Source organism: Nocardia brasiliensis NBRC 14402 (genome assembly GCF_000308475.2).
GTDB lineage: Bacteria > Actinomycetota > Actinomycetes > Mycobacteriales > Mycobacteriaceae > Nocardia > Nocardia brasiliensis.
This window is the reverse complement of record NZ_BAFT02000113.1, coordinates 79852-102808: the sequence shown is the minus strand read 5'-3', so window position 1 is coordinate 102808 and position 22957 is coordinate 79852. Positions and strand designations below refer to the sequence as shown.

Here is a 22957-nt window from a genome sequence, read left to right as displayed (position 1 = left end):
GCGCTCAGACCAGGGGCGGGTTCAGGCGGGTGAAATCGCCGAGCCGGTGGTACGGGTAGTACGGGTACGGCGGTGTGGTGGCACTGGCCTTGTCCAGCCTGGCCACCTGCTCGGCATCCAGCTCCCAGCCGATGGCGCCCAGGTTCTGCCGCAACTGTTCCTCGTTGCGGGCACCGACGATGACCGTGGCCACGGTGGGGCGGCGCAGCAGCCAGTTGAGCGCGATCTGCGGGACGGTCTTGCCGGTTTCGGCGGCCAGTTCGTCGAGCACGTCGACGACGTCGTAGAGCTTTTCGTCGTCCACGTGCGGGCCCGCCGCGGCGGTCTGGTGCAGGCGGCTGCCGTCCGGAAGCGGTTGGCCGCGCCGGATCTTGCCGGTCAGCCGACCCCAGCCGAGCGGACTCCAGACGACCGCGCCGACGCCTTGGTCCTGACCGAGTGGCATCAGTTCCCACTCGTAGTCACGACCGATCAGCGAGTAGTAGACCTGGTGCGCGACATACCGGGTCCGGCCGTGCTCGTCCGCCGCGGCCAGCGATTTCATCAGCTGCCAGCCCGCGAAGTTGGAGGCGCCGACGTAGCGGATCTTGCCCGCGCGCACCAGATCGTCCAGGGTCGCGACGACTTCCTCGACCGGAGTGCCCGCGTCGAAGGCGTGCAGCTGGAACAGATCGAGGTAGTCGGTGCCGAGCCGGCGCAATGCCGCCTCCACCGCGCCGATCAGCCGCGCCCGGCCCGAACCGGCCTGCCCGGGGCCCGGACCGGTCGGCAGCGACGCCTTGGTGGAGATGAGCACCTGGTCGCGTCTGCCCTTGATGGCCGCGCCGAGCACCTCTTCCGACGCGCCGTCGGAGTAGACGTCGGCCGTGTCGAACATGGTGAGGCCCGCCTCCAGGCTGATGTCCACCATCCGCCGCGCTGCCGCGGCATCGGTGTCGCCCCAGGCGCCGAACAGCTCGCCCCGGCCGCCGAAGGTGCCCGCACCGAAACTCAACGCCGGAACGTGCAGACCCGATGCGCCCAGCCGCCGGTACTCCATCTCCGCGCCTACCGTCCGATCATTCATCGGTCCGCCCTCCTAAAGGGTCTATAGTTTCGTTAATGCGTCGAACAGTACACCCAATCGGCCACAAATGAAACTGGAGTTCCGTTATGACTGATGCCGAGGTCACGCCCGGCTCGATTCGCCCAGGTGGGCGCACCGCTCGCGTGCGGGAGTCGGTGCTGAAGGTCGCCGGCGACCTGCTCGCCGAGCGCGGCTTCGGCCAGTTGGATCTGGCGGAGGTCGCGGCCCTGGCGGAGGTCGGCAAGACCACGGTGTACCGCCGTTGGCGTACCCCCACCGGCCTGGTCACCGACCTGCTGATCGACATGGCGGAGCAGTCCGTCGGCCACACCGACACCGGGTCGCTGCTCGACGACCTCACCGCCAACGCCCGCCTGGTCGCCCGGACCTTGACCGACCCGCGCCAGGGGAAGCTCTTCCAAGCCGTCATCGCGGCAGGCACCTGCGACGAGGCCGCCGCCACCGCGCTGCGCCGGTTCTACGATGTGCGGCTCACCGAATGGTCCCCCTGCGTGGACCGGGCGATCGAACGCGGCGAAGTGCCGCCCGGCACGGACGCCCGCGCCGTCCTCTCGGCCGTGTCCGCACCGCTCTACTACCGCCTACTCGCCAGCGGAGACCCGATCGACGACACCGCCGCGGTCGCCGCCGCCCGTGCCGCGGTAACCGCCGCCGCCGCAGGTGTTTTCGTGTCAGCGCCGAACTAGCCGCTTGCATCGGCGCTGATACGGGTCGGGGCAAGCGTTGCTGCGGTGCGGTTTTCGCCTACGCGGACCAGTCCGCGCGGCGACCGGTGAGCGCGAGGACCCGGTCCAGTGCCGAGGCTTCGGTGGGGACCGGGAGGACCGGGCCGAACAGGCCGGGTGTGCCTTCGGCGGGAGTTTCGCTCAGCAGGTCGAGCAGGGTGGCCAGATCGGTCGCGGTGGCCTCGAAAGGCTGACCGGTGGCCTTGGCCAGATCCCAGCCGTGCACCACCAGTTCGTCCAACGCGATCATCGCCATCACCGGCGCGGCCTCGCTCACCCCGCCCGCCTCGGTGATCCCGTCCCACGCGCCCGGCTCCCGCCACGCCCCGACCAAGGCCTTCAGCTGCGCCGAGATCAACGCCCGCCAATCGCCGGGCAGCGCGTTCTCCGGCGCGATGACCGGCGCCACCGACCCACCGACCGCCTCCTTGGTCGCCGCCTGCCGGAACGCCTCGGTCAGATCCACCACGTGGGCGAGCAGATCCCGGACGGTGGTGTCGGCGCACGGGGTGGCGGCCGCGAGCTGATCGTCGGTGATCCCGTTGATCACGGTGTCCAGCGCGGTGGCCGCCGGTTCGAAATCGAATTCCTGGTTCATGGATTCTCCTGGGCGAGCGGTGGGTCTCAGCAATGCAGACGAACCAGCCGCCCAGAACTCATCGGCCGGGCCATTTCGGCCCGGTCTCGGATTGATCTCGCCGGTGCTTCGCGCACCGGCCCCGCGACCAACTCGTGACCGCGAAAACCGCTGGAAAAGCGGACAATTGGGAGATGAAGGGTGATCGGGTGGAGATCGTCGTCGATTTCGGGGACGGGTCTCGCAGTTATGAAGTGGCCGCGACCCGGGCGGGGCGGCGGGTCGAGGTGCGGATCGCACGCGGTGTCGTCGAAGTGAGCGAGGTGACGCGGACCGGGAATCCGGTGCGCACCGCCCGGTTCATGGCGGGCCGCACGCTGGCGCTGGTCGAATACCCCGCCGACGGGAACGGAGCCCGCGGCGACGAGTGACCCCGCGGCACAAAGGCGGGCACGGGTTGCCCCGACGCCGGACGAGGCGCATCCTCGACAGTGCTGGGACTGACGCCCGCCTCGATTGCGGCGTGCCCGCACGGGTATGCCGACACGCGAGGCCTACGCCGAGAGGAGCGCACGATGACCGATCGCAGCACTATCCGCGACATCGATCCGGTGCCGGAAGCCGACCTCGCGGAGCAGTCCATGCCCGCCTACCCGGACGAGCTCGGCTACCCCGACGACGGACCGGACCAGGACGGCCGGCTCGCACCCGACCTGGCCGAAAAGGCGGCCCCGGACCGGTGGAACGCCGATCCGGCCGACGTGGTCGAGCAGTCGATCGAAGTGCCGTTCGACGACGAACCCGATATCGCCTGACCGGTCGGCGCGCCCGAATGCCGGTGCGGCCCATGGGTGCTGCTCAGGGGCAGATCTTGGCGCGCACGGTGGCGTGCAGCTCGCGCAGGCTGGACCGTTCGGTGGCCACCTCGAGCACGCGGGTACCGTGCGCGTGCCCGGTGAGTTCCACGGCCAGCTGCTCCGGGTCGACCTGCCGGTGCGGAATGCGGTAGGCGGCGCACAGCGCGGCGAGATCCATCCCGTGCGGGGTGCCGAACACGCGCTCGAACACGCCCGCGTACTGCGGATCGCCCTGTTCGAGCAGTTCGAAGATGCCACCGCCGTCGTCGTTGGCGACCACGATGGTGAGGTCGGCGGGGCGCGGTTCGCCCGGACCGATCAGCAGCCCGGAGGCGTCGTGCAGGAAGGTCAGGTCGCCGATCAGCGCGACGGTCCGCCCCTCGTGGTGCAACGCCGCGCCGACAGCGGTGGACACCGTGCCGTCGATGCCCGCGACGCCGCGGTTGGACAGCACCCGGATGCCCGGGCGCGGATGCGACACCAGCGCGGCGTCGCGCACCGGATTGGACGCGCCGAGCACCAGCTGATCGCCCTCGCGCAGCGCGTTCATCACCACGGCGGCCACGTGCAGCCCGGTCGGCTTGGGGTGGCTGCCGAGTTCGGCGCGCACCACCTGATTCGCCTTCTCGTCGAGTTCGCGGCAGTAGGCCAGCCATTCCGGGCGCGGCGCTCCGCTCGTCACGGCGCGCGTCCCGGTGCCGAGCACGTTGCCGGACACATCGGGCCAGCGCGGCCCGGTGGTGAGCGCGTAGACCCGAACCGCCGGATCGGCAAGGACTTTGGACACCTGACGGTGCAGGGTCGGTCGCCCGGTGATGATCGCCTGGCGCGGCCGCAACAGCGGCAGCGCGAGCGGATGCAGCGCGGGCCCGTGCATCGGCGCGGTGGGTTCGGCGACCGTGGGCAGCTGGGCCAGCTCCGGCCGCAGCCCCGCGCCGTGCCCGGAGATGACGACGGTGTCCGGGGTCAGGTCGAGGTCGAGGGGCACGTCCAGGGTGGCGTACTGGGTCTTGGTCCAGGCTTCGTCGGCGTCGCGCCCGGGCGGGGCGGTCTCACCGGGCGCGAGGTCGGGGACCAGCGGCTCGCGCAGCGGGATGTCGAAGTGCACCGGGCCCGCGTTGCCGGAGCGGGTACCGCGGGCCGCGGCCAGCACCCGGCACACGGCCGAGCGCCACTGGCTGTTCTGGTGTCCGTACTCCGCACAGTCCGCGGTCGCGTGCTCCTCCTCGGCGAGGCCGAGGCTGATCGCGGCCCGCACCTGGCTGCCGAACAGGCCGAATTGCTCGACGGTCTGGTTCGCACCGGAGCCGAGCATCTCGTAGGGCCGGTTCGCGCTGAGCACCACCAGCGGAATGCGCGCGTAGTTCGCTTCGAGCACGGCCGGGCCGAGGTTCGCGACGGCGGTCCCCGAGGTCATCACGACGGGCACCGGCTGACGGCTCGCGATCGAGAGGCCGATGGCGAGAAAGCCCGCCGTCCGCTCGTCGATGCGCATGTGCAACCGCAGTCGACCGGCGGCGTCCGCGGCCTGCAAGGCGAAGGCCAGCGGTGCGTTCCGCGATCCGGGGCACAGGACGACATCCCGTACACCCCCGCGCGCGAGTTCGTCCACGACGACCTGCGCTTGTGCTGTAGACGGGTTCACGCCTCCAGCCTCTCAGACAGTGCACCCGCCGTCTTCGTCGCCCTGGTCACACCGCGCTCCTTTGCCCGGATGGCACCGTGCGGTGTCGCCGAGATCGCACGGCGTGCCGCGCCGGAGCGGTCCGGCGCAGTTGCGCCAGCTGTCCATCCGCGCACTCGCACCGGCACGCGCGGCCGATCGGCCCCTGCGCTGCGATCGGCCCGCACAGCAGAACGCGCCGCACATCGAAAAGCGCGGCCGCGGACGGCCGTTCGATGTGCGACGCGTCCGACGTGCACGGCGGGATGAATTCAGCAGGCTGATTCAGTGCGCCTGATTCAGTTGGCGTGCTTCTGCACCAGGTCGCCGACCCGGGGCAGCGCCTCGATGACGTTCTTCTTGGCCGAGGAACGCATCGACGAGTAGACCTTCTTCAGCGCGGGCCGGGTGGACGCGTCGGCACGCGCGTCGGTGACGGCCAGCAGGGCCTCGGCGACCTCGTCCGACTTGGCGACGAGCAGATCACCGAACTTGCCCGAGCCGGACGCGGTGTACTCCTGCCAGAACGGCTCGAGCTGCGCAAGAAGTTTGGGCGCCAACGACTCCAGCGCATCAGGCACGATCGACGGGCTGATCTTCTTGACCGCCGCGTAGCCACCCTTCACAGCCAGGCCGGACGCACCACCCTTGTCCGAGACCTCGGCATCAAGAACCTCGACGGCATCGGCAAGGAAAGCCGGGCGCTTGGCGTCGTCGAGCAGGGATTCAGACAGTGCTGCAACCACTTTCAGGTTCCTCCGGAATAGGTTTCGATGAACGAGCGACCGCAACTATACGCACCGCCGCGCGGCTGGTCGCGGCACTCACCCGCTAACGAGTCGCGCCCCAAACGTGGTCTGCGCCACGGAAAATACAGACCGGGCGGTCGCTCATGGCTGCCAGGGCAGCAATTGCACCATCAAACCTTCGCAGTCGGCGAGCACATTGCCCTGCTCATCGAGTAATTCGGCGGTGATGAACGTCTTGCGCCCCTCGGTCCGGTCGACCCGGCCGCGCACCGTCAGCGGCGTCTCCAGCGGAGTGATCTTGCGGTAATTCACATGGAGATACGCGGTGCGACTGATCGGGCGTCCGGCGTAGTGCACGATCATGCCGAGCAGATCGTCGAACAGCAGCGGCAGCACGCCGCCGTGTGCCGCGCCGTTGCCGCCGAGGTGAAAACGGCGGAACTCCCCCGCCATCCGGATGCCGTCCGGTCCCGCCTCGAGCACCCGCCACGGCAGCAGCAAAAGGCTGCCGCGCCCGGGCAATTCGACGGCACGGCCCGCGGGCCCTTGCAATTCCGGCGCCCGGTAGGGCTCCAGCAGCGCGACGAGTTCTTCGGCCTGAGCGAGCGCGGCCCCGAACACCTCGTCCGGCGCGTCCACGGAAACGGCGAGGTCCTGCAGCGTCCGCATCGCCTCGACGAACGGGCCGAAATTGCGCCCGATCTGCGCGCGGGAGACCTTGGGAAATCCCCCGTGCTTCTCGTACCGGGACTCGTCGACCGCGCTGCGGTCGATAACCGGTTTCACTCCCTCAGTCATATACGCACCATAACCATCTTTTTTACACCGTCAAGTCGAAGCTGGGGCATAGCTCGGTCCGACCCGAGGGCAATAATCACTGGCGTGACGTTCAATCCGAAGTTGTGGCGGCCCGTCCCCGGGTTCGAGAATCTGACCGACATCACCTATCACCGGCACATCGAGCAGGGCACCGTCCGGGTCGCCTTCGATCGGCCGGAGGTGCGCAACGCGTTTCGCCCGCACACGGTCGACGAACTCTATCGGGCGCTCGATCACGCGCGGATGACCCCGGATGTCGGCGCCGTGCTGCTCACCGGCAACGGGCCGAGCCCCAAGGACGGCGGCTGGGCGTTCTGCTCCGGCGGCGATCAGCGCATCCGGGGCCGCAACGGTTACCAGTACGCCAGCGGCGACACCGCGGACACCGTCGACCAGGCGCGGGCGGGCCGGCTGCACATCCTCGAGGTGCAGCGGCTGATCCGGTTCATGCCGAAGGTGGTGATCGCACTGGTGAACGGCTGGGCCGCGGGCGGCGGGCACAGCCTGCACGTGGTCTGCGACCTCACCCTGGCCAGTCGCGAGCACGCCCGGTTCAAGCAGACCGACGCCGATGTCGGCAGCTTCGACGGCGGCTACGGCAGCGCTTACCTCGCGAAGATGGTCGGCCAGAAGTTCGCCAGGGAGATCTTCTTCCTCGGCCGCCCGTACACCGCCGAAGAGATGCACCAGATGGGGGCGGTGAACAAGGTGGTCGACCACGCCGAACTGGAAGACGTCGCACTGGAGTGGACCGCCGACATCAACGGCAAATCCCCGCAGGCGCAACGCATGCTGAAGTACGCGTTCAACCTGCTCGACGACGGGCTGGTGGGCCAGCAGCTGTTCGCGGGCGAGGCGACCCGGATGGCGTACATGACCGACGAGGCCGTCGAGGGCCGCGACTCGTTCCTGGAGAAGCGCAAGCCCGACTGGACCCCCTACCCCTGGTACTTCTGACATGGAGATCCTGAACAGCAGAATCCTGCTGCGCCCCGCCGACTACGACACCACGCTCGCGTTCTACCGCGACGGACTCGGTCTCGCGATCGCACGGGAGTATCCGGGCGGCACGGTCTTCTTCGCGGGCCAGTCGCTGGTCGAGGTGGCCGCGCACGGCGGCTCGGGCACTGCTTCGCGGTTCGAAGGGGCGCTCTGGTTGCAGGTGCGCGACGTGTCCGACGCCGCGGCCGAACTCGCGCTCAAGGGCATCCGGATCGACAAGGCCCCCGCCGAACAGCCCTGGGGGTTGATCGAAATGTGGCTGCGCGACCCGGACGGGGTGCCGATCGTGCTCGTCGAGGTGCCGGCCGCACATCCGATCCGCCGCGATGCCCGCTGGTCAGCGGACTGAACGCCGGTCTGTTTTGTTCCAAATGGGCACATCGAGTTGCCAAGCAGTGCCTCGGCGAGGACGATAGCGCTCGGATGGCCCCCGACCGCCGTTGTTTGGCCCGGCCGCCGTGTGAACCCGTCCGACGAGTGAATCGCAGTCCGCATGCCTGGCGAACCTGAGCCCCATTTCTTGGGGGCGGCCGAACGCGTCTCGCGCCGCCCCGGCAAACCGACCACCCGTTCCGCGTTCGGCGACGCGGTCATGACACGATCCCTACCGTGAGCGAGCGCAGTGAGCGGGCCGAGGGCACAGCGCCTCTGGGCACGAGGGGGTCGAGCATCGAGGTGCCCGGGGCCGTCGAGGCAGGTGAGGTGGGGTCGTGAGGACGCTCCGGACTTTGCCGATGCCCACCGGTTCCGGCGCGGGCGACGTCCTGCCGCACCTGCGAGAAGCGTTGGAGGGCAACGGGCCCGCGTGGCTGCCGATCCCGACCAGCGACCGCAGAGAAGCCCGGCGGCTGAGCGACGCGCTCTCCCCCGGCGAGACGATCGATGACGATGTCGCCCTGGTGGTGACCACCTCCGGCACCACCGGCGTGCCGAAGGGCGCGATGCTCAGCGCCGCCGCGCTGCGGGCCAGCGGCACCGCCACCCACGACCGGCTCGGCGGGCCGGGCAGCTGGCTGCTGGCGCTGCCGACCCACCACATCGCGGGCATTCAGGTGCTGTTGCGCAGCATCCTGGCGGGCACCCAGCCGACCATCCTCGACGTGTCCGGCGGCTTCCTGCCGGAGGCACTGGCCGGTGCGGTGTCGAGCATGCGCGGCGAGCGCCGCTACACCGCGCTGGTGCCGACCCAGCTGATCAAGGCCCTGGACGCGCCCGGCGCCGCGGCGGCGCTGGCCGAACTCGACGGTGTCCTGGTCGGCGGCGCGGCCACCCCGCTGCCCGTCTACGAGCGCGCGAAAGCGGCGGGCATCAACGTCGTTCGCACCTACGGCATGAGCGAGACGTGCGGCGGCTGCGTGTACGACGGCGTGCCGCTGGACGGCACCGAGGTGCGCATCGAGGACGGCCGGGTCGTGCTCGGCGGCACGATGATCGCGTCGGGCTACCGCGGCCAGCCCGATCATCCCGCGTTCGACGAACCCGGCTGGTTCCGCACCGAGGACGCGGGTGTCTTCGACGACGGCAAACTGCGGATCACCGGCCGGCTCGACGAGGCGATCATGACCGGCGGTCTGCTGGTGATCCCGCAGGTGGTCGAGGCCGTGCTGATGACCCATCCCGCGGTCCGCGAATGCGTCGTGCTCGGGCTGCCGGACGAGCGGCTCGGCCAACGGGTCGCCGTGGTCGTGGTGCCCGCGGCCGGCGCGGTGCCGACGCTCGACGAGCTGCGCGAGCACGTGGTGGCCGAACTGGATGCCATCGCGGCCCCGCGCGAACTCGGCATCATCGACGAGATCCCGCTGCGCGGCCCCGGCAAGCCGGACCGCAACACGCTGCGCAAGCAGTTGCTCGCCGACTCCGCGCACTAGCCGGGCATCCTGCAAGCGGTCGCGCCATCGCGACGCAAGGGCGGTGCAAGAGGCGGGTCGCAGAGTCATACCCATGACTTCTTTCACACCCACTGCAGCACTCGCCGTGGAGGCGGACGGGCTGGTCAAGGTGTTCGGGGAACAGCGCGCCGTCGACGGCGTGAGCCTGGCGGTGCCGCAGGGCTCGGTGTACGGCGTGCTCGGACCGAACGGCGCGGGCAAGACCACGACCATCAAGATGCTCGCCACCCTGCTGCGCCTGGACGGCGGCAGTGCCCGTATCTTCGGCCACGACGTGGTCGCCGAACCGACGGCCGTCCGGTCGCTGGTCGGCGTCACCGGGCAGTACGCCTCGGTCGACGAGGATCTGTCCGCCACCGAAAACCTGATCCTGTTCTCCCGCCTGCTCGGCCTCAGCCGCGCCGAGGCCCGACGCAAGTCGGTCGAGCTGCTCGAGGAGTTCGATCTCGTCGAAGCGGCGACCAAACCGCTCAAGAACTTCTCCGGCGGCATGCGCCGGCGTCTGGATCTGGCGGCCAGCCTGATCGCGACCCCGCCGCTGCTGTTCCTCGACGAGCCGACCACCGGCCTGGACCCGCGCACCCGCGCCCAGATGTGGGACACCATCCGCAGACTGGTCCGCGAGGGCGCCACGGTGCTGCTCACCACGCAGTACCTGGACGAGGCCGACCAGCTGGCCGACCGGATCGCGGTGATCGATCACGGCCGGGTGATCGCCGACGGCACCGCCGACGAACTGAAGGCCTCGGTCGGTGGTTCCTCGCTGCACTTGACGCTGGCCGATCGAACCCAGCTCGACGAGGCCCGCCGGGTGGTCGGTGACTTCCTCGGCGCCGAGGCCACGATCACGCCGGAGGCGGGCCGGCTCACCGCCCCGCTGCGCGACGCCGGCGTGACCGCCGATCTGCTGATCCGCCTGCGCGAGTGGCAGATCGGGATCGAGGAGATCACGGTCAGCAAGCCGAGCCTCGACGAGGTCTTCCTCACCATCACCGGCCGTCCGGCCGACGACGACGAAAGGAGCGCGGCATGACGACACTCACCGCCCCCTCCCCTGCGCGCCATGCGGCGCCGCTGCGCATCCCCGAGGTCAGCAACCACATCGGGCTGCGCCAAGCGGTGTCGACCTCGCTGACCATGGCCTACCGCGGCCTGCTGAAGATCAAGCACAACCCGGAACAACTCTTCGACGTGACGGTGCAGCCGATTCTGTTCACCGCGCTGTTCGCCTTCATCTTCGGCGGGGCGATCGGCGGGAACGTGCACGACTACCTGCCCGTCCTGATCCCCGGCATCCTGGTCCAGACGGTGATCCTGACCTCGGTCGTCACCGGCACCCAGCTGCGCGAGGACATGGACAAGGGCGTCTTCGACCGGTTCAAATCCCTGCCGATCGCGCGCATTTCGGCGCTGGCGGGCGCACTGATCGCCGACATGGTGCGCTACACCATCGCCACGGTGCTCACCGTGATCGTGGGCCTGTGCCTCGGCTACCGGCCCGGCGGCGGATTCGTCGGCGTCCTGGTCGCCGCACTGGTGATCATCGTCTGCTCGTTCGCGGTCAGCTGGATCTGGGCGCTGGTCGGCGTCACCGGTAAGAGTGCCGCAGGCGTGCAAGGCATCTCGATGATGGTGATGTTCCCGCTGACCTTCATGTCCGGCGCGTTCGCGATGGTGAGCACCATGCCGGGCTGGCTGCAGGGACTCAACCACGCCAACCCGATCTACTACATGGTGAATACCTGCCGGGAGCTGATGAACGGCAACCAGTACACCGGCAACCTGGCCTGGTCGCTGCTCGGCTCGGCGCTGGTGATCGCCATCTTCGCGCCGCTCGCGGTCAAGGCGTACATGCGCCGGGCGTGAGCACGGAAATCCGATGCGGGACAACGCAACGCCGGACGGCAGTGGGCCGCTCGGCGTTGCGTCGTCGGCTCCGGTCTTCGGATCAGGGAGCTTTGGCCAGCTCACGCAGGATGGCCATGATGCGTTCGGCCGAATCCCGGCGCCGCAGGCGGCTCACCCTGGCCCGGGCCTCGTCGAACGGTTGCGCGCCGAGCCGCTCGCGCGCCAGTTCGGCGTGGGTGGCCCAGCGCATCGACGGAAAGTCCTGGCGGCAGAACACTTTGGGCGCCAACTCGAGCAGATCGGTGCCGCGCGCGGAGTCCTGCTCCGTGGCGATCAGATAGGAGCCGACCGCACAGGCGATGCCGCCGATCTGCGGCAGATCGGCGTACTGGGTCAGCATCGGCACCGTCTGCTCGATCAGCTGATCGACGAACGCGCCCGCGGTGTCGAACGCACCGTGCAGTACCCGGGCGTCCAGGGCGGCCGCGCCGAGCATCAGCGAACCGGGACCGGGGCTGACGTCGGTGGACGGCCAGCCGTACAGTTCGAGCGCCCGGTCATAGCGCTGCAGGCCCTCCGCGATATCACCGCGGCTGAGCGATACCTCGGCCGCGCCCTGCATCACCGTGGCGAGCAGCCGGTTCGGGCCCGCCAGCCCGCTGTCGACGTCGGCGGCACGCAGGGCGAGCTCCAACTCCTGTTCGGCGCGGGCCTGCTCGCCCGCGCCGAGCAATGCCGCCACCAGCATGCTGCGGGTCTCGATGGTGTCCTCGTAGGCGCCGAGACGCACCAGCATCTCGAGCGATCGGCGGTAGTACGGAACGGCTTTCGCGTACTCGGCGATCTGCCCGTACACCTGGCCGAGGTGCCGGCACACCATGGCGGTGCTCCAGACATTGTCGTGGCCGAAGATCTCGAGTGCGCGCACCGCGTCCAGCGTCGAGCCGCGCACGTCGCCGAGGTTTTCCCGCAAGTTCGCGCGCAGCAGCAGCGCGCTGGCCTTGGTCTCGGCATCCGGGGAGCGCACGGCGTGCGCGATCAGGCGGGCCAGGCCACGGCCATCGGCTCTGGTCAGCACGATGCTTGCGACGAAACTGTTGCTCGGGGTGAGTTCGGCTCCGCTGCGCAGCATTCGGCGCACCCGCAAGCGCAGGGCGGCCAGGTCACGCGCGCTGCCGTTGCTGTAGGCGAGGTGCAGGAACATCGTCTGGTAGCTGGTCAGCACCAGATCGGGCGGCGGCGCCTGCGGACCGCTCGCGTCGGGATGCAGTCGAGCGATCCGCCATGCCCAGCCGACCACCTCCGCGTGCGAGCCGCGCAGCATCCACAGCGCGGAGACGATCGGGAAGACGATGTAGGCGGTGTACGCGTCCTCCCGGTCGAGCGCGGCGCGCAAAGCATCGAGCAGATTGTCCAGCTCCGCCGCCACCGACAACGCCAGCCACACCTGGTCGCCGGTGCGATACCGGTCCGCGACGTCGAGGGCATACGTTCTGGCCCACAGCAGCATTCGATCGGTCACCAGTTCGGCCTCGCCGGGCCAGGCGGCCAACTGTTCCGCGCCGTACTCGCGCACCGTCTCCAGCATGCGGTAGCGGGTGCCGAGCAGCTCGTCGTCGAGCACGGTGAGCAGCGACTGGTTCACCAGGCCGTCGACCGCCGCGGCGGCATCGTCGACATCGGGACCGGAGGCCACCAGCTCGGCCGCCGAGAGCGTGAAACCCGCCGGGAATCGGCACAATCGGCGCAAAGCTGCCTGCTGTGGGGCGTCGAGCAGGTTCCAGCTCCAGTCGATCACCGCGTGCAACGTGCGATGGCGTTCGGGCGAACTCCGATCCCCGTGCCGCAGCAGGGCGAACCGGTCGGCCAGCCGCAGCGTGATCTCCTCGACGCTGAGCACCCGCACCCGCGCGGCCGCCAGCTCGATGGCCAGCGGCAGGCCGTCCAACGTATGGCACAGCTGTGCGACGACATCGGGATCGAGCCGGACACCTGGCCGTACCGCCCTGGCCCGCGCAGCGAACAACTCGGTCGCGGGTGACCCGGTGGAGTCGATGGCCAAGGGCGGCAACGGATACACCGTCTCGGCCGTGATCATCAGCGGCGCCCGGCTCGTGGTCAGCACGGTCAGCCGATCCGCCACCCCGATCAGGTCGGCGACCACCACGGCGACGGCCTCGATCAGATGCTCGCAGTTGTCCAGGATCAGCAGCATGGGCCGGGCGGCCACGGCCTCGCGCAGCCGCTGACGGGCATCGATGCGCGGCCGCAACGTCGTGGTGTTGTACCCGACATCGCTCAGTCCGAGCGTCGCGCTGATCGCGGCCTCGATCTCGACCCTGGCGTCGGCGCCCTCCGCGCGGACCGAGGCCAGCTCCACCAGCACCACCCGGTTGGCCGCCGCGGCGCGGGCGCCGACCTCGTTGGCGATGCGGGTCTTTCCCGCGCCGCCCGGCCCGAGCACCGTGATCACCCGGGACGCGGGCAGCAGCGCGGCCAGCGCGCTCAGGTCCTCCGCCCGGCCGAGCAGCGCGTTCGGCGCGGCACGCAGGCCGATGGCCGCGGGCAAGGCGAATTCCGGCCCGTCGATATCGCGGGCAGCCGCGTCGACCGGCGGTCGCGGCGCGGCGGTGCCGTTGTGCGCCAGCGCTTCCCCGCGCAGGATCGCGGTGTTCAACTCGATCAAGGCGGGTCCGGGATCCGCGCCGAGTTGTTCGACGAGCCGGGTTCGGAACGCGGCGAACGACCCCAGCGCCTCGTTCTGGTGACCGGCGAACGCCAGCAACCGCATCAGCGTGAGCTGTGCCGATTCGTCGAGCGGTGCGGCGGCCGCCCGATACCGCGCGAGGCGCAGCGCGCCCTCGATATCGCCCGCGGATTCGCGCGCCGCGAGTTCCAGCACGGTCAATTCGGTGAGCCGGGTCGCCGCCGCGGCGCACAGCGCGTCGGCGACCTCGCCCGGCGGCAGATCACCGCCCGGTTCGCCTCGCCACAGCGCGCGGGCCTCGGCGATCGACGCCAAGCAGGCCGCGTGCTCACCGGCGGTGCGGTATTCGCGCGCCCGGCACAGCAGCTCGGCGCTGCGGGTCAGGTCCACCTCGTCGGCACGCAGCGTGAGCCGGTAGCCGGACGGGCCGATCTCCAGCGCGCCGTCCGGCAGCGCGGCCCGCAGCCGCGACACCTGGGTGTGCAGCGCGTTCATCGGGGCGCGCGGCGGATGCTCACCCCACACGTCATCGATCAGGGCCTGCGCGCTGCGGCTCCGGCCCGGCCGCAATGCCAGCGCCGCGAGCAGCAAGCGCGAGCGAGTGCCGGGCAGCGCGGTCAGCGCGCCGTCGCGGCGCAGCGCGATCTCGCCCAGCAGGGCCACCACGACCGGTTCACCTGCGGGCGCCCGCAACATTTGACCGCGACCACCCGGGCCGCTCTGATCCGACAACATCCCGCGGTCATCGTATGCGAGCAGGACTGACCGAGCCGACATGGTTTTTCCCTCGTTCCCGGTGGTCGGTCCCCTACGCTGTGCGCATGGCTGAGTTCGAAGTGGTCCGGCAGGCCGTCATCTCGGCCGAGCCGTCGCGTATTCACGGACTGATCGACGACCTGCGGGAGTGGACCAAGTGGTCCCCGTGGGAGGACCTCGATCCGCAATTGCAGCGCACCTACACGGGCGCGGAATCCGGCGTCGGCGCCAAATACGCCTGGACCGGCAACCGCAAGGCCGGTGCGGGTCGGATGGAGATCGTCGCGAGCGCCGAGCGCGAGATCGCGATCCGGCTGGACTTCGAGAAGCCCTGGCAGGCCACCAACCAGGTCGTGTTCGAGCTGAACCCGACCGAATCCGGCGCCACCGAGGTGGTCTGGCGGATGAGCGGGCAGCAGCAGGGCCTGATGAAGGTGCTCTCGAAGATCCTGCCGACCGACAAGTTCGTCGGCAAGGATTTCGAGAAGGGGCTCGCCCGGTTGAAGGCGGTCGCCGAGGGCAACGGCCAGTAGCCGACCAGCGCGTGCCTGCGCACGGCCACTGCGCGACCGCGACACTATGCTGCGGGAATGGCTACTGCAGCGCAATGGATCGAGGGCGCGCGTCCACGCACCCTGCCGAACGCAATCGCCCCGGTGCTGGCCGGCACCGGCGCCGCCGCCTCGCTCGACGGCGCGGTGTGGTGGAAAGCCGTTCTCGCGCTGCTGGTCTCGCTGGCCCTGATCATCGGCGTCAACTTCGCCAACGACTATTCCGACGGTATCCGCGGCACCGACGACGTCCGGGTCGGCCCGGTCCGGCTGGTCGGCCAGAAACTGGCCTCCGCCACGGCGGTGCGCAATGCCGCGGTGCTCAGTCTTGCCATCGCCGCGGTGCTCGGGCTGATCCTGGCCGCGACCACGGCCTGGTGGTTGCTGCTGATCGGCGCGGCCTGCCTGGCCGGTGCCTGGTTCTACACCGGCGGCAGTAAGCCCTACGGGTACAGCGGATTCGGCGAGATCGCGGTGTTCGTGTTCTTCGGCCTGGTCGGCGTGCTCGGCACCGAGTTCGTGCAGGCGGAGCGGATCGACTGGGCAGGTGTGGTGCTCGCGGTCTCGGTCGGCGCGTTCTCCAGCGCGGTGCTCGTCGCGAACAACCTGCGCGATATCCCGACCGACTCGCAATCCGGGAAGGTCACGCTCGCAGTCAAACTCGGCGATCCCCGGACCAGGACGTTGCAGCTCGCCCTGCTGGCCGTGCCGTTCGCCGGCACGCTGGCGCTGGTGGCGCGCACGCCGTTCGCGCTGGTCGGCCTGCTCGCCATCCCACTCGCGGTACGCGCCAACGCCCCGGTCCGCTCCGGTAGGGGCGGACTGGAACTCATTCCGGCACTGCGGGATTCCGGCCTGGCGATGCTCGCCTGGTCGATCCTGACGGCGCTGGCGCTCGGTTTCGCCTGATACCGCACGCCGCCCGCGTACCCGGATCCGAACTGCGTACGCGTGGCGGCGCGCCGGGCTCAGTCGTTGTCGGGGACCAGGATCCCGAGCACCCAGTTCACCAGCGAGACGATGATGCCGCCGATCACGGCCGCCCAGAACCCGTCGACCCGCAAGCCGTAGTCGGTGGTCTCGGTGATCTTCGCGGTCAGCCACAGCATGAGCGCGTTGATCACCAGCAGGAACAGCCCCAGCGTGACGATCACCAGCGGCAGCGACAGCAGCTTCACGATCGGCTTGACCAGCGCGTTCACCACCGTGAAGACCAGGGCGACGGCGATCAGCACGATGATCTTGCCGCCGTTGCCGTTCTCGGCCGGACTGACGATGTCGATTTTGTCGACCCAGGCGGCGGCCAGCCAGATCGCCACCGCGTTGATGATCAACCGAATCAGAAGCTGCATGCGCCCATGCTAAGGCGGCGGGGTGGACATGTGTCGACTCGAAACGCGAATTCCGGCCGGGTGGCTGGTCGGCGCAGGCGGGCAGAGCAGCCACCCGGCGACCGGTGACCGCGTCCGCTTTCGGCCTACACATGTCCACTCGCTAGGCGGCGCGATCGAGCAGCGTGTGCACCTTGGACCGCAGCTCGTCGATCGGGCCGGAGCCGCCGAGCAGCCGCTCGGTGGTCGGGTTGGGGGCGCGCAGAATGCCGAGCAGCACATGTCCCGATTCGATGGACTTGTCCTTGCGGGCCAGCGCTTCCCGTAGCGAGAGTTCGAGCACCTTCTTCGCGTCTTTGGTGAACGGGATGTGCCCGAAGTTCCGGCCGCGGCCGAACGGACCGCGGCGTTCCTCGGGGACCGCGCGCTCCAGCGCGTCGGAGCCGAAGTTCGCCTCCAGCGATTCCCGGACGGCGTCGAGGTCGATGCCGATCGAGCGCAGCGCCTCAGCGTCGTCTGCGCCCAGCGGCGCGCTCTTTCCGTTGTCGGCCAGCGCCTGCGTGACGCCGGCGTGGGTGAGACCGGACGCGGCCAGTACGCCGCGCAGCTCCGCTTCGCACTGCGACAGCAGCCCGAGCAGCACGTGCTCCACCTCGATGGTGGGCGAACGCAACTCCCGCGCGTCTTCCTGGGCGATGACGATGGCCATCCGTGCCGATCTGCTGAACCGTTCGAACATCAGCGGTTCCTGCCTCTCCGATTGTGCTTCTGATGGACTGCCTGCTTGCTGACCTCGAGCGCCTCCGCGATCGCCTGCCAGGACCAGCCCTGTTCGCGGGCATTGGTCACCTGGATCGCTTCCAGCCGTTCGAGCAGCCGTCGCAGTGCGAGCACCGCGCGCAACCCGACCTTGGGGTCGGGGCTGCCCGCGGCGGCCGCCAGAGTGGTTGCTTCTGTCATGTCGTCAATTTTGATTGACGACATGGGCGGTGTCAACAAAAATTGACGTCGGTTCGCCGACAGCGGAACGGCCCGCCCGTCAGCAGGAACGACAAAGGCCACCGGTGCGCGGTCGTCGTGTCCGCGCGCAGGTGGCCTCGTAGTGTGTCGGCGCTCAGCCCGCCCAGGTGCCGGAGGCGGTGAACTTGTCCAGAATCGCGGTCGGCTCGGCCAGGCTCAAGCCCTGCGATTCGACCCATGCGTCATCGAAATACGTTCCGGCATAACGATCTCCGCCGTCACACAGCAGGGTGACCACGCTGCCGCCGCGGCCCGCGGCGAGCATCTCGGCGATGATCGCGAACACGCCCCACAGATTGGTGCCGGTCGAGCCGCCGACGCGGCGACCGAGCACCCGGCTGGCGTAGCGGGCGGCCGCGATCGAGCCCGCGTCGGGCACCTCGATCATCCGGTCCACCACCTCACCGACGAACGAGGGCTCCACCCGCGGCCGGCCGATTCCCTCGATACGCGAAGACATTCCGGTCTCGTAGCCCGCGTCACCGGTCTCGTAGCCGCCGTAGAACGCGGAGTTCTCCGGGTCGACGACCGCCAATCTCGTTGCGTGCCTGCGGTATCGGATGTAGCGCCCGATGGTGGCGCTGGTGCCGCCGGTGCCCGCGCCGACCACCACCCAATCCGGCACCGGATGCGACTCCAAAGCCATTTGCTGGAAAATGGATTCGGCGATGTTGTTGTTGCCCCGCCAGTCGGTGGCGCGCTCGGCGTGAGTGAACTGATCCATGTAGTGGCCACCGCATTCGGCGGCCAGCCGGGCCGCCTCGGTGTACATGTCCGGCGGGCGCTGCACGAAATGGCAACGGCCGCCTTGTGCTTCGATCAAAGCGATCTTCTGCGGCGAGGTGCTCGCCGGCATCACCGCGACGAAATCGAGGCCCAGCAGCTTCGCGAAATACGCCTCGCTCACCGCGGTCGAACCCGACGACGCCTCCACCACCGTGGTGCCCTCGTGCACCCAGCCGTTGCAGATCGCGTACAGGAACAGCGAGCGTGCCAGGCGATGCTTGAGACTGCCGGTGATATGCGTGGATTCGTCTTTCAGGTACAGCTGCACGTTCCACTCCGCGGGCAGCGGATAGCGGAGCAGGTGCGTATCGGCGCTGCGCTGCGCGTCGGCATCGATCAACCGGACCGCGTTGTCGACCCAGTCGCGCGGCGTGCTGCGATCGCAGGCCTTCACGAAGCGGCTCCCGGGCCGTCTCCGGGCGTCTCCCCGCGCAGGCGGGCCCGCAGCTGGGCCTTGTCGTGGCGGCGACGCTCGTCCACCACGGCGATGTCCTCGTTCACCCGCACGCGCAGCCGCTTGAACAGCAGCAGCGACAGCGGCATCGCGATGATCAGCGCGAACAAGGCGGCGACGACCAGCGGGATGTCCACCGACACCAGCTGGGCCACCAGCACGATCAGCACCGTGATCACCACTACCAGCGCCAGCCGGGCCAGCGTGTACAGGCCGAGGTTGCGGGCGAGCCGACGACCCGCGCCAGCGGTTTGCTGTCCTGGAGCACCATCCGGTGGAGTTGCGTCACTCACGTCGATCAGCCTATGCGAAGCTGTTGCCCGCCCTCGGGCCGCGCCTCGCGCCGAGGTCGAACGCGTATCCGTTTTGTCTATTACTTCCCCTTTACCAACAGTAGGTGGTTCGAGTACCTAGGGGTTTCAGTGCAACGATGTCGCCATCTGATGAGGGAACTGTCGAGAACGGAGAGGTTTGCTATGAGTGCGATCACCGTCGGCGGCCAGGACACCCTGCTGACGCCAGGGCAGGTTGCTGCCATGTTCCACGTCGATCCGAAGACGGTTACGCGCTGGGCGCATGCCGGTCGACTCGGATCGTTGCGCACACCGGGCGGGCATCGCCGGTTCCGCGAATCAGAAGTGATGCAGCTGCTCAAGTCGCTCACCACCGAGGCGACCTCGCGCTGACTCGGGCCGCGCGGGCCCATCGTGCCGGGGCCCGCGCCCACCCGGGGCAGGCGATTTCACGTCTGCGGTGTGCGGGAGCTACGCGCGGGACTACCCTCGTAAACAGGAGGTGAGCGACGTGACGTACCTGTTGGCACTCATCGCGGTCGTGGCAGTCGCGGTGTTGTGCTGGAAAGCGTTCGGCCCGGAGAAGTCCGCCGGGTCGACCCCGAGCGCTCCCGCGCGTTCACCGCGTAAACGCATCATGGGCCCGGACGACGATCCGGAATTCCTCTGGCGGCTCTCCCGCCAGCATCGCGACGGCGATTCCGGCAGCAACGAACGCTGAGCGTTCGCGCCGCATGTCCGTCGCGCCTGTACAACTCACCCGTCGATGACGTCCAGCCCCGGCAGCCCCTCGCTGTCGCGGAGCTGATTCGCGAGCATCGTCAGATACTGCTGAGCCTCCACCGACAGCCCCGCCGCGGTCCGAGCCAGCCTGCGCAGCGCCGTATCGTTCAATTGACTGACCAAACTCCCGTCCGCATCCACAACCGCCGCCGGGAGATAGGTGAAGTATTCGGATTCCAAGAGTCCGTCCCATCGAGCCGTCGAGCGCCGGATCAGCGCCTCGCATGTAGACAAGACACCCCGCTTTTCCGAACGGCACGCCACCTGGACCGTGATGTGCACCACGTTCTTTCGTCAAGGGGTGTGGTCGCGCCTCGCCGGGTATGCCCGGCACATGGGCGATCATCCGCAGCGGACGCCGTTCTACGGGATGGTGCTGATGCTCGCAGCCATGATCAGCGGGCTCTGGGTGGCCGATCTACCGTGGGTCGCGCTGCGGGTGGTCGCCTATCTCGCGTTGCTCGTGGTCGCGTTGGGCGGGTTCCTGATGACCTTTCGCGATTATTCGTGAATTTTCCTATCCCCGGTAAAGGGTGGCCGTGCGAACAGAGCCGGCGTACGCGAGGGATCCGTCCGGCCGGAGGCGGACGATCGACGTGCCTTCCACCGCCGCGCAGTCCGTGCCGCCGACCGGACGAGCCGCCAGCGTCAGCTCGGTTTCGTCAACGGTGAGGACGCGATCGATGGTTTCGCACCGATTGCCGGAAGTGCGCTCGGTCTGCGTGACGAGAACCAGTTCCTCGGGATTCTTGCCGGTTTGATGGTCACCTCGAGATCGAACACCCGCTGCCCGTCCTCGACCGCACCCCGCCAGCTGCCCAGGAACGCTTGGGGAATGTTCCAGACGGCGGAAACGGGTGTGGTGTCGCGCGAGCGGGTGGTCGTGGTGGTGCCGACGTCGGTGGCGTCGTCGCCGGGCCGACCGCCGACCAGGGTTGCGACGACCACGACAAGCACAGCCGCCACGGCGGGGCGGCGCACTCGGCAGGCGTCGCTGCCTCACAGGGCGGCGTGGAGTGCGGCGGCGAATTCGTAGTCTCGCTGCCAGTCCGGGCCGGTGGGGGCGAGGATCACGCGCTCGACGCCGGCCGCGGCGTGCGCGGCCAGATGGTCGGTGGCGGCGGTGAGGTCGGCGGGCAGATCCGGGGCCACGACAGTCACTTTCGGGGCCGGTCTGCCGAATTCTTCGGCGAGTGAAGCCAATTCCGCCATCTCGCGGGGTAGATCGGCGACGGCCGGGCGCAGCGTGATCCAGCCGTCCGCGAACTCCGCCGCCCGGCGGCGAGCCCGAGACCCGTTGCCTGCCACAAGAATCGGCGGAACAGTCGAACCGGGCGAAAGCGTTGCTTCGACACCGTTGATCGCGGCGGTCTCGCCGGCGATCAACGCGGGCAGCACCCGCAACGCCTCGTCCGTCCGCCGCCCACGATCGGCGAACTCGAAACCGGCAGCGCGCCAACCGATATCACCGTGCGCCGGATTTCCGGTCCCCACGCCCAGCAACAACCGATCCCCCGAAACATACTGCAAGCTACCGACCTGCTTCGCCGCCCACGCAGTCGGCCGTAACGCCAGCAGCATCACGTTGTACCCCACCTTGATCCGCTCGGTCACCGCCGCCGCAGTCGCCAACACCACCGTGCTGTCCAACATCGGCGCACTCGCCACCAAATGATCCGTAGACCACACGGATTCGAGCCCCAGCCCCTCCGCAAACCGCGCACTCCCCCGCACATCCCCCAAGATCGGCCGCCCCGGTTCCGGCGTAGAAGTAGGCAAAATAACACCAATCGCAAGCGCCACAGCTCATCCCATCCAGTACCGAGCGCCACCCAGCACCCTTGTTTCCGTTACCAGAAACAACCTATGCCCCACCCCCGAGCGCCCCAATACCTAAAGCCCTCAACCTCATATCCCAAACACTCACTCCACCCCACCCTGCCTGCCTACACACAGGGCACCCACCAGGAACCACAGACCGCCCACACCGAATCCCGGCGCGCCACACGGCAAGTCGCTATGCGACCCGTCGAAAACCTCTGTGAACCCCGCGATAGACGGAACGGGATCGGCTAAGCGGGGGGAACGCTCAGTTCAGTCCGGCGTAGGAGTGCAGGCCGCTGATCACCATGTTGATGATGAAGAGGTTGAAAAGCATGGCTATGAAGGCGGCTACGTTGATCCAGGCGGCTTTGGTGTCGCGCCAGCCGGAGGTGGCGCGGGCGTGCAGGTAGGCGGCGTAGAGGACCCAGGCGATGAAGGAGCAGGTTTCTTTGGGGTCCCAGCCCCAGAAGCGGCCCCAGGCGGCCTCGGCCCAGATGGCGCCGAGGATGACGCCGGCGCCGAAGAGGGGGAAGCCGATGATGGTGGTTTTGTAGGCGAGCCGGTCCAGGGTGCGGGCGTCGGGGAGGCGACGGGCGATGGCGCCGAGGACACCGGTGGACTCCGCGCCGTCGGGCTGGCGCAGGCGGAACAGGAACAGCAGGCTGGCGACGCCGGCGAACAGGAAGACACCGCTGCCGATGCTGACGATGGTGACGTGCACGGGCAGCCAGAACGATTTCAGCGCGGGCACCACCGGAGCGGCGTCGGCGTAGAGGACGGTCCCGGCGAGGAACAGCAGGATCAGCACCGGGACGAGCAGGAACACCCACATCGCCCGATACCGCTGCTCGCGCAGGAACAGCACACCCATGACGATGGCGGCGGCCGTCGCCATGGTGACGAACTCGTACATGTTGCCGAGCGGGAACCGGTGGGTGGCGAAGCCGCGCAACACGATCGAGGCGATATGCAAGACGATCGCGACGACGAGAACGGAAAACGCCGTGTTGCCGAGCCGCTCGGACAGCGTCTTCGCGGGCGGGGCGGCGATCCGGCCGGGGGCGGCGGGATCGACGGCGGGACCACCGACGGACACGAGTTCGCGCTCGGCGACCTGACGGCTGCGCGCGGTGGCGTACTGCCAGATGAGCAGCACGAGCACCAGCGCGTAGACCACGATCGCGGTCTTGAACGAGAAATCGCTGTAGCGCGCGATGGTCTCGTTGATCGGCATCT

General features: G+C 69.0%; 28 protein-coding genes. 13 read left to right on the top strand and 15 right to left on the bottom strand.

Annotated features, from left to right (window positions below; all coding sequences use genetic code 11):
- Positions 1-4: 4 nt before the first annotated feature.
- A complete protein-coding gene (locus tag TY25_RS39785) occupies positions 5-1039 on the bottom strand; it encodes an aldo/keto reductase (protein WP_042265421.1) in 1035 nt (344 codons plus the stop codon).
- A 113-nt stretch (positions 1040-1152) separates the two neighbouring features.
- Here TY25_RS39785 and TY25_RS39780 point away from each other — a divergent pair, with 113 nt between their 5' ends.
- Positions 1153-1773, top strand: a complete 621-nt coding sequence (locus TY25_RS39780; protein ID WP_042265420.1) for a TetR/AcrR family transcriptional regulator — start codon at positions 1153-1155, stop codon at positions 1771-1773.
- A gap of 58 nt (positions 1774-1831) precedes the next feature.
- Here the strand turns inward: TY25_RS39780 and TY25_RS39775 are convergent, their stop codons facing one another.
- Entirely contained in the window at positions 1832-2410 is a 579-nt protein-coding gene (locus TY25_RS39775) for a TIGR03086 family metal-binding protein (protein WP_042265419.1), read from the bottom strand.
- A 173-nt stretch (positions 2411-2583) separates the two neighbouring features.
- Here TY25_RS39775 and TY25_RS39770 point away from each other — a divergent pair, with 173 nt between their 5' ends.
- Together TY25_RS39770 and TY25_RS39765 are read left to right on the top strand one after the other, a co-directional pair.
- Positions 2584-2820 (top strand): DUF8836 family protein, encoded by a 237-nt coding sequence (locus tag TY25_RS39770; RefSeq protein ID WP_042265418.1) that lies wholly within the window; start codon positions 2584-2586, stop codon positions 2818-2820.
- A gap of 144 nt (positions 2821-2964) precedes the next feature.
- Complete coding sequence (locus tag TY25_RS39765; RefSeq protein WP_014988521.1) at positions 2965-3204, top strand: Rv3202a family protein; 240 nt, start codon at positions 2965-2967, stop codon at positions 3202-3204.
- Positions 3205-3247: 43 nt separating this feature from the next.
- Here TY25_RS39765 and menD read toward each other — a convergent pair whose 3' ends face one another.
- From menD to TY25_RS39745, 3 genes are all read right to left on the bottom strand, one after another.
- Entirely contained in the window at positions 3248-4891 is a 1644-nt protein-coding gene (gene menD, locus TY25_RS39760) for a 2-succinyl-5-enolpyruvyl-6-hydroxy-3-cyclohexene-1-carboxylic-acid synthase (RefSeq protein WP_042265416.1), read from the bottom strand.
- 317 nt (positions 4892-5208) lie between these two features.
- Positions 5209-5655 (bottom strand): DUF6918 family protein, encoded by a 447-nt coding sequence (locus TY25_RS39750; RefSeq protein WP_029899409.1) that lies wholly within the window; start codon positions 5653-5655, stop codon positions 5209-5211.
- Between the two features lie 144 nt (positions 5656-5799).
- Complete coding sequence (locus TY25_RS39745) at positions 5800-6456, bottom strand: PaaI family thioesterase (protein ID WP_042265414.1); 657 nt, start codon at positions 6454-6456, stop codon at positions 5800-5802.
- 84 nt (positions 6457-6540) lie between these two features.
- Here TY25_RS39745 and TY25_RS39740 point away from each other — a divergent pair, with 84 nt between their 5' ends.
- The 5 genes from TY25_RS39740 to TY25_RS39720 all read left to right on the top strand — a co-directional run bounded on the left by TY25_RS39740 (position 6541) and on the right by TY25_RS39720 (position 11234).
- The gene (locus TY25_RS39740) at positions 6541-7434 is read left to right on the top strand and encodes a 1,4-dihydroxy-2-naphthoyl-CoA synthase (RefSeq protein ID WP_042265413.1); all 894 of its coding nucleotides are present in this window, start codon (positions 6541-6543) and stop codon (positions 7432-7434) included.
- Between the two features lies 1 nt (position 7435).
- Entirely contained in the window at positions 7436-7828 is a 393-nt protein-coding gene (locus tag TY25_RS39735) for a VOC family protein (RefSeq protein ID WP_042265412.1), read from the top strand.
- A gap of 385 nt (positions 7829-8213) precedes the next feature.
- A complete protein-coding gene (gene menE / locus TY25_RS39730; protein WP_042265411.1) occupies positions 8214-9347 on the top strand; it encodes an o-succinylbenzoate--CoA ligase in 1134 nt (377 codons plus the stop codon).
- 73 nt (positions 9348-9420) lie between these two features.
- Entirely contained in the window at positions 9421-10401 is a 981-nt protein-coding gene (locus TY25_RS39725; protein ID WP_042265410.1) for a daunorubicin resistance protein DrrA family ABC transporter ATP-binding protein, read from the top strand.
- Positions 10398-11234 (top strand): ABC transporter permease, encoded by an 837-nt coding sequence (locus TY25_RS39720; protein ID WP_014988530.1) that lies wholly within the window; start codon positions 10398-10400, stop codon positions 11232-11234. The genes TY25_RS39725 and TY25_RS39720 overlap by 4 nt, the downstream gene beginning before the upstream one ends.
- Positions 11235-11316: 82 nt before the next feature.
- On the opposite strand, the gene TY25_RS39715 is transcribed toward TY25_RS39720, so the two are convergent.
- Complete coding sequence (locus TY25_RS39715; protein WP_226887152.1) at positions 11317-14589, bottom strand: AfsR/SARP family transcriptional regulator; 3273 nt, start codon at positions 14587-14589, stop codon at positions 11317-11319.
- A gap of 155 nt (positions 14590-14744) precedes the next feature.
- Between TY25_RS39715 and TY25_RS39710 the strand changes: the two genes are divergently transcribed.
- Both TY25_RS39710 and TY25_RS39705 read left to right on the top strand, forming a co-directional pair.
- Entirely contained in the window at positions 14745-15212 is a 468-nt protein-coding gene (locus TY25_RS39710; protein ID WP_042265408.1) for an SRPBCC family protein, read from the top strand.
- Positions 15213-15269: 57 nt separating this feature from the next.
- Positions 15270-16139, top strand: coding sequence for a 1,4-dihydroxy-2-naphthoate polyprenyltransferase (locus TY25_RS39705; protein WP_042265407.1), 870 nt, complete (start codon positions 15270-15272; stop codon positions 16137-16139).
- A gap of 59 nt (positions 16140-16198) precedes the next feature.
- On the opposite strand, the gene TY25_RS39700 is transcribed toward TY25_RS39705, so the two are convergent.
- The 5 genes from TY25_RS39700 to TY25_RS39680 all read right to left on the bottom strand — a co-directional run bounded on the left by TY25_RS39700 (position 16199) and on the right by TY25_RS39680 (position 19114).
- On the bottom strand, positions 16199-16582 hold the full coding sequence (locus tag TY25_RS39700) for a phage holin family protein (protein WP_014988534.1): 384 nt from the start codon (positions 16580-16582) through the stop codon (positions 16199-16201).
- Between the two features lie 142 nt (positions 16583-16724).
- Complete coding sequence (locus TY25_RS39695) at positions 16725-17300, bottom strand: Clp protease N-terminal domain-containing protein (protein WP_042265406.1); 576 nt, start codon at positions 17298-17300, stop codon at positions 16725-16727.
- Positions 17300-17521, bottom strand: a complete 222-nt coding sequence (locus TY25_RS39690; RefSeq protein WP_042265405.1) for a hypothetical protein — start codon at positions 17519-17521, stop codon at positions 17300-17302. Before TY25_RS39690 ends, TY25_RS39695 begins: the two co-directional genes overlap by 1 nt.
- 154 nt (positions 17522-17675) lie before the next feature.
- Complete coding sequence (gene cds1, locus TY25_RS39685; protein ID WP_042265404.1) at positions 17676-18761, bottom strand: L-cysteine desulfhydrase Cds1; 1086 nt, start codon at positions 18759-18761, stop codon at positions 17676-17678.
- A complete protein-coding gene (locus TY25_RS39680) occupies positions 18758-19114 on the bottom strand; it encodes a DUF4229 domain-containing protein (RefSeq protein ID WP_042265403.1) in 357 nt (118 codons plus the stop codon). The genes cds1 and TY25_RS39680 overlap by 4 nt, the downstream gene beginning before the upstream one ends.
- Positions 19115-19297: 183 nt before the next feature.
- On the opposite strand from TY25_RS39680, the gene TY25_RS39675 reads away from it, so the two are divergent.
- Both TY25_RS39675 and TY25_RS39670 read left to right on the top strand, forming a co-directional pair.
- The gene (locus TY25_RS39675) at positions 19298-19507 is read left to right on the top strand and encodes a BldC family transcriptional regulator (protein ID WP_014988539.1); all 210 of its coding nucleotides are present in this window, start codon (positions 19298-19300) and stop codon (positions 19505-19507) included.
- A gap of 118 nt (positions 19508-19625) precedes the next feature.
- Positions 19626-19835 (top strand): hypothetical protein, encoded by a 210-nt coding sequence (locus tag TY25_RS39670; RefSeq protein WP_042265553.1) that lies wholly within the window; start codon positions 19626-19628, stop codon positions 19833-19835.
- Positions 19836-19870: 35 nt separating this feature from the next.
- Here the strand turns inward: TY25_RS39670 and TY25_RS43125 are convergent, their stop codons facing one another.
- Positions 19871-20008 (bottom strand): hypothetical protein, encoded by a 138-nt coding sequence (locus TY25_RS43125; protein ID WP_156055191.1) that lies wholly within the window; start codon positions 20006-20008, stop codon positions 19871-19873.
- Positions 20009-20057: 49 nt separating this feature from the next.
- On the opposite strand from TY25_RS43125, the gene TY25_RS39660 reads away from it, so the two are divergent.
- Complete coding sequence (locus TY25_RS39660) at positions 20058-20408, top strand: hypothetical protein (RefSeq protein ID WP_146154124.1); 351 nt, start codon at positions 20058-20060, stop codon at positions 20406-20408.
- 137 nt (positions 20409-20545) lie between these two features.
- Here the strand turns inward: TY25_RS39660 and TY25_RS39655 are convergent, their stop codons facing one another.
- The 3 genes from TY25_RS39655 to ccsB all read right to left on the bottom strand — a co-directional run bounded on the left by TY25_RS39655 (position 20546) and on the right by ccsB (position 22955).
- Entirely contained in the window at positions 20546-20845 is a 300-nt protein-coding gene (locus tag TY25_RS39655) for a hypothetical protein (protein WP_088607104.1), read from the bottom strand.
- Between the two features lie 51 nt (positions 20846-20896).
- Complete coding sequence (locus TY25_RS39650; protein WP_052383500.1) at positions 20897-21700, bottom strand: LLM class flavin-dependent oxidoreductase; 804 nt, start codon at positions 21698-21700, stop codon at positions 20897-20899.
- 286 nt (positions 21701-21986) lie between these two features.
- Positions 21987-22955, bottom strand: coding sequence for a c-type cytochrome biogenesis protein CcsB (gene ccsB, locus TY25_RS39645; protein WP_042265396.1), 969 nt, complete (start codon positions 22953-22955; stop codon positions 21987-21989).
- Positions 22956-22957 lie beyond the last annotated feature (2 nt).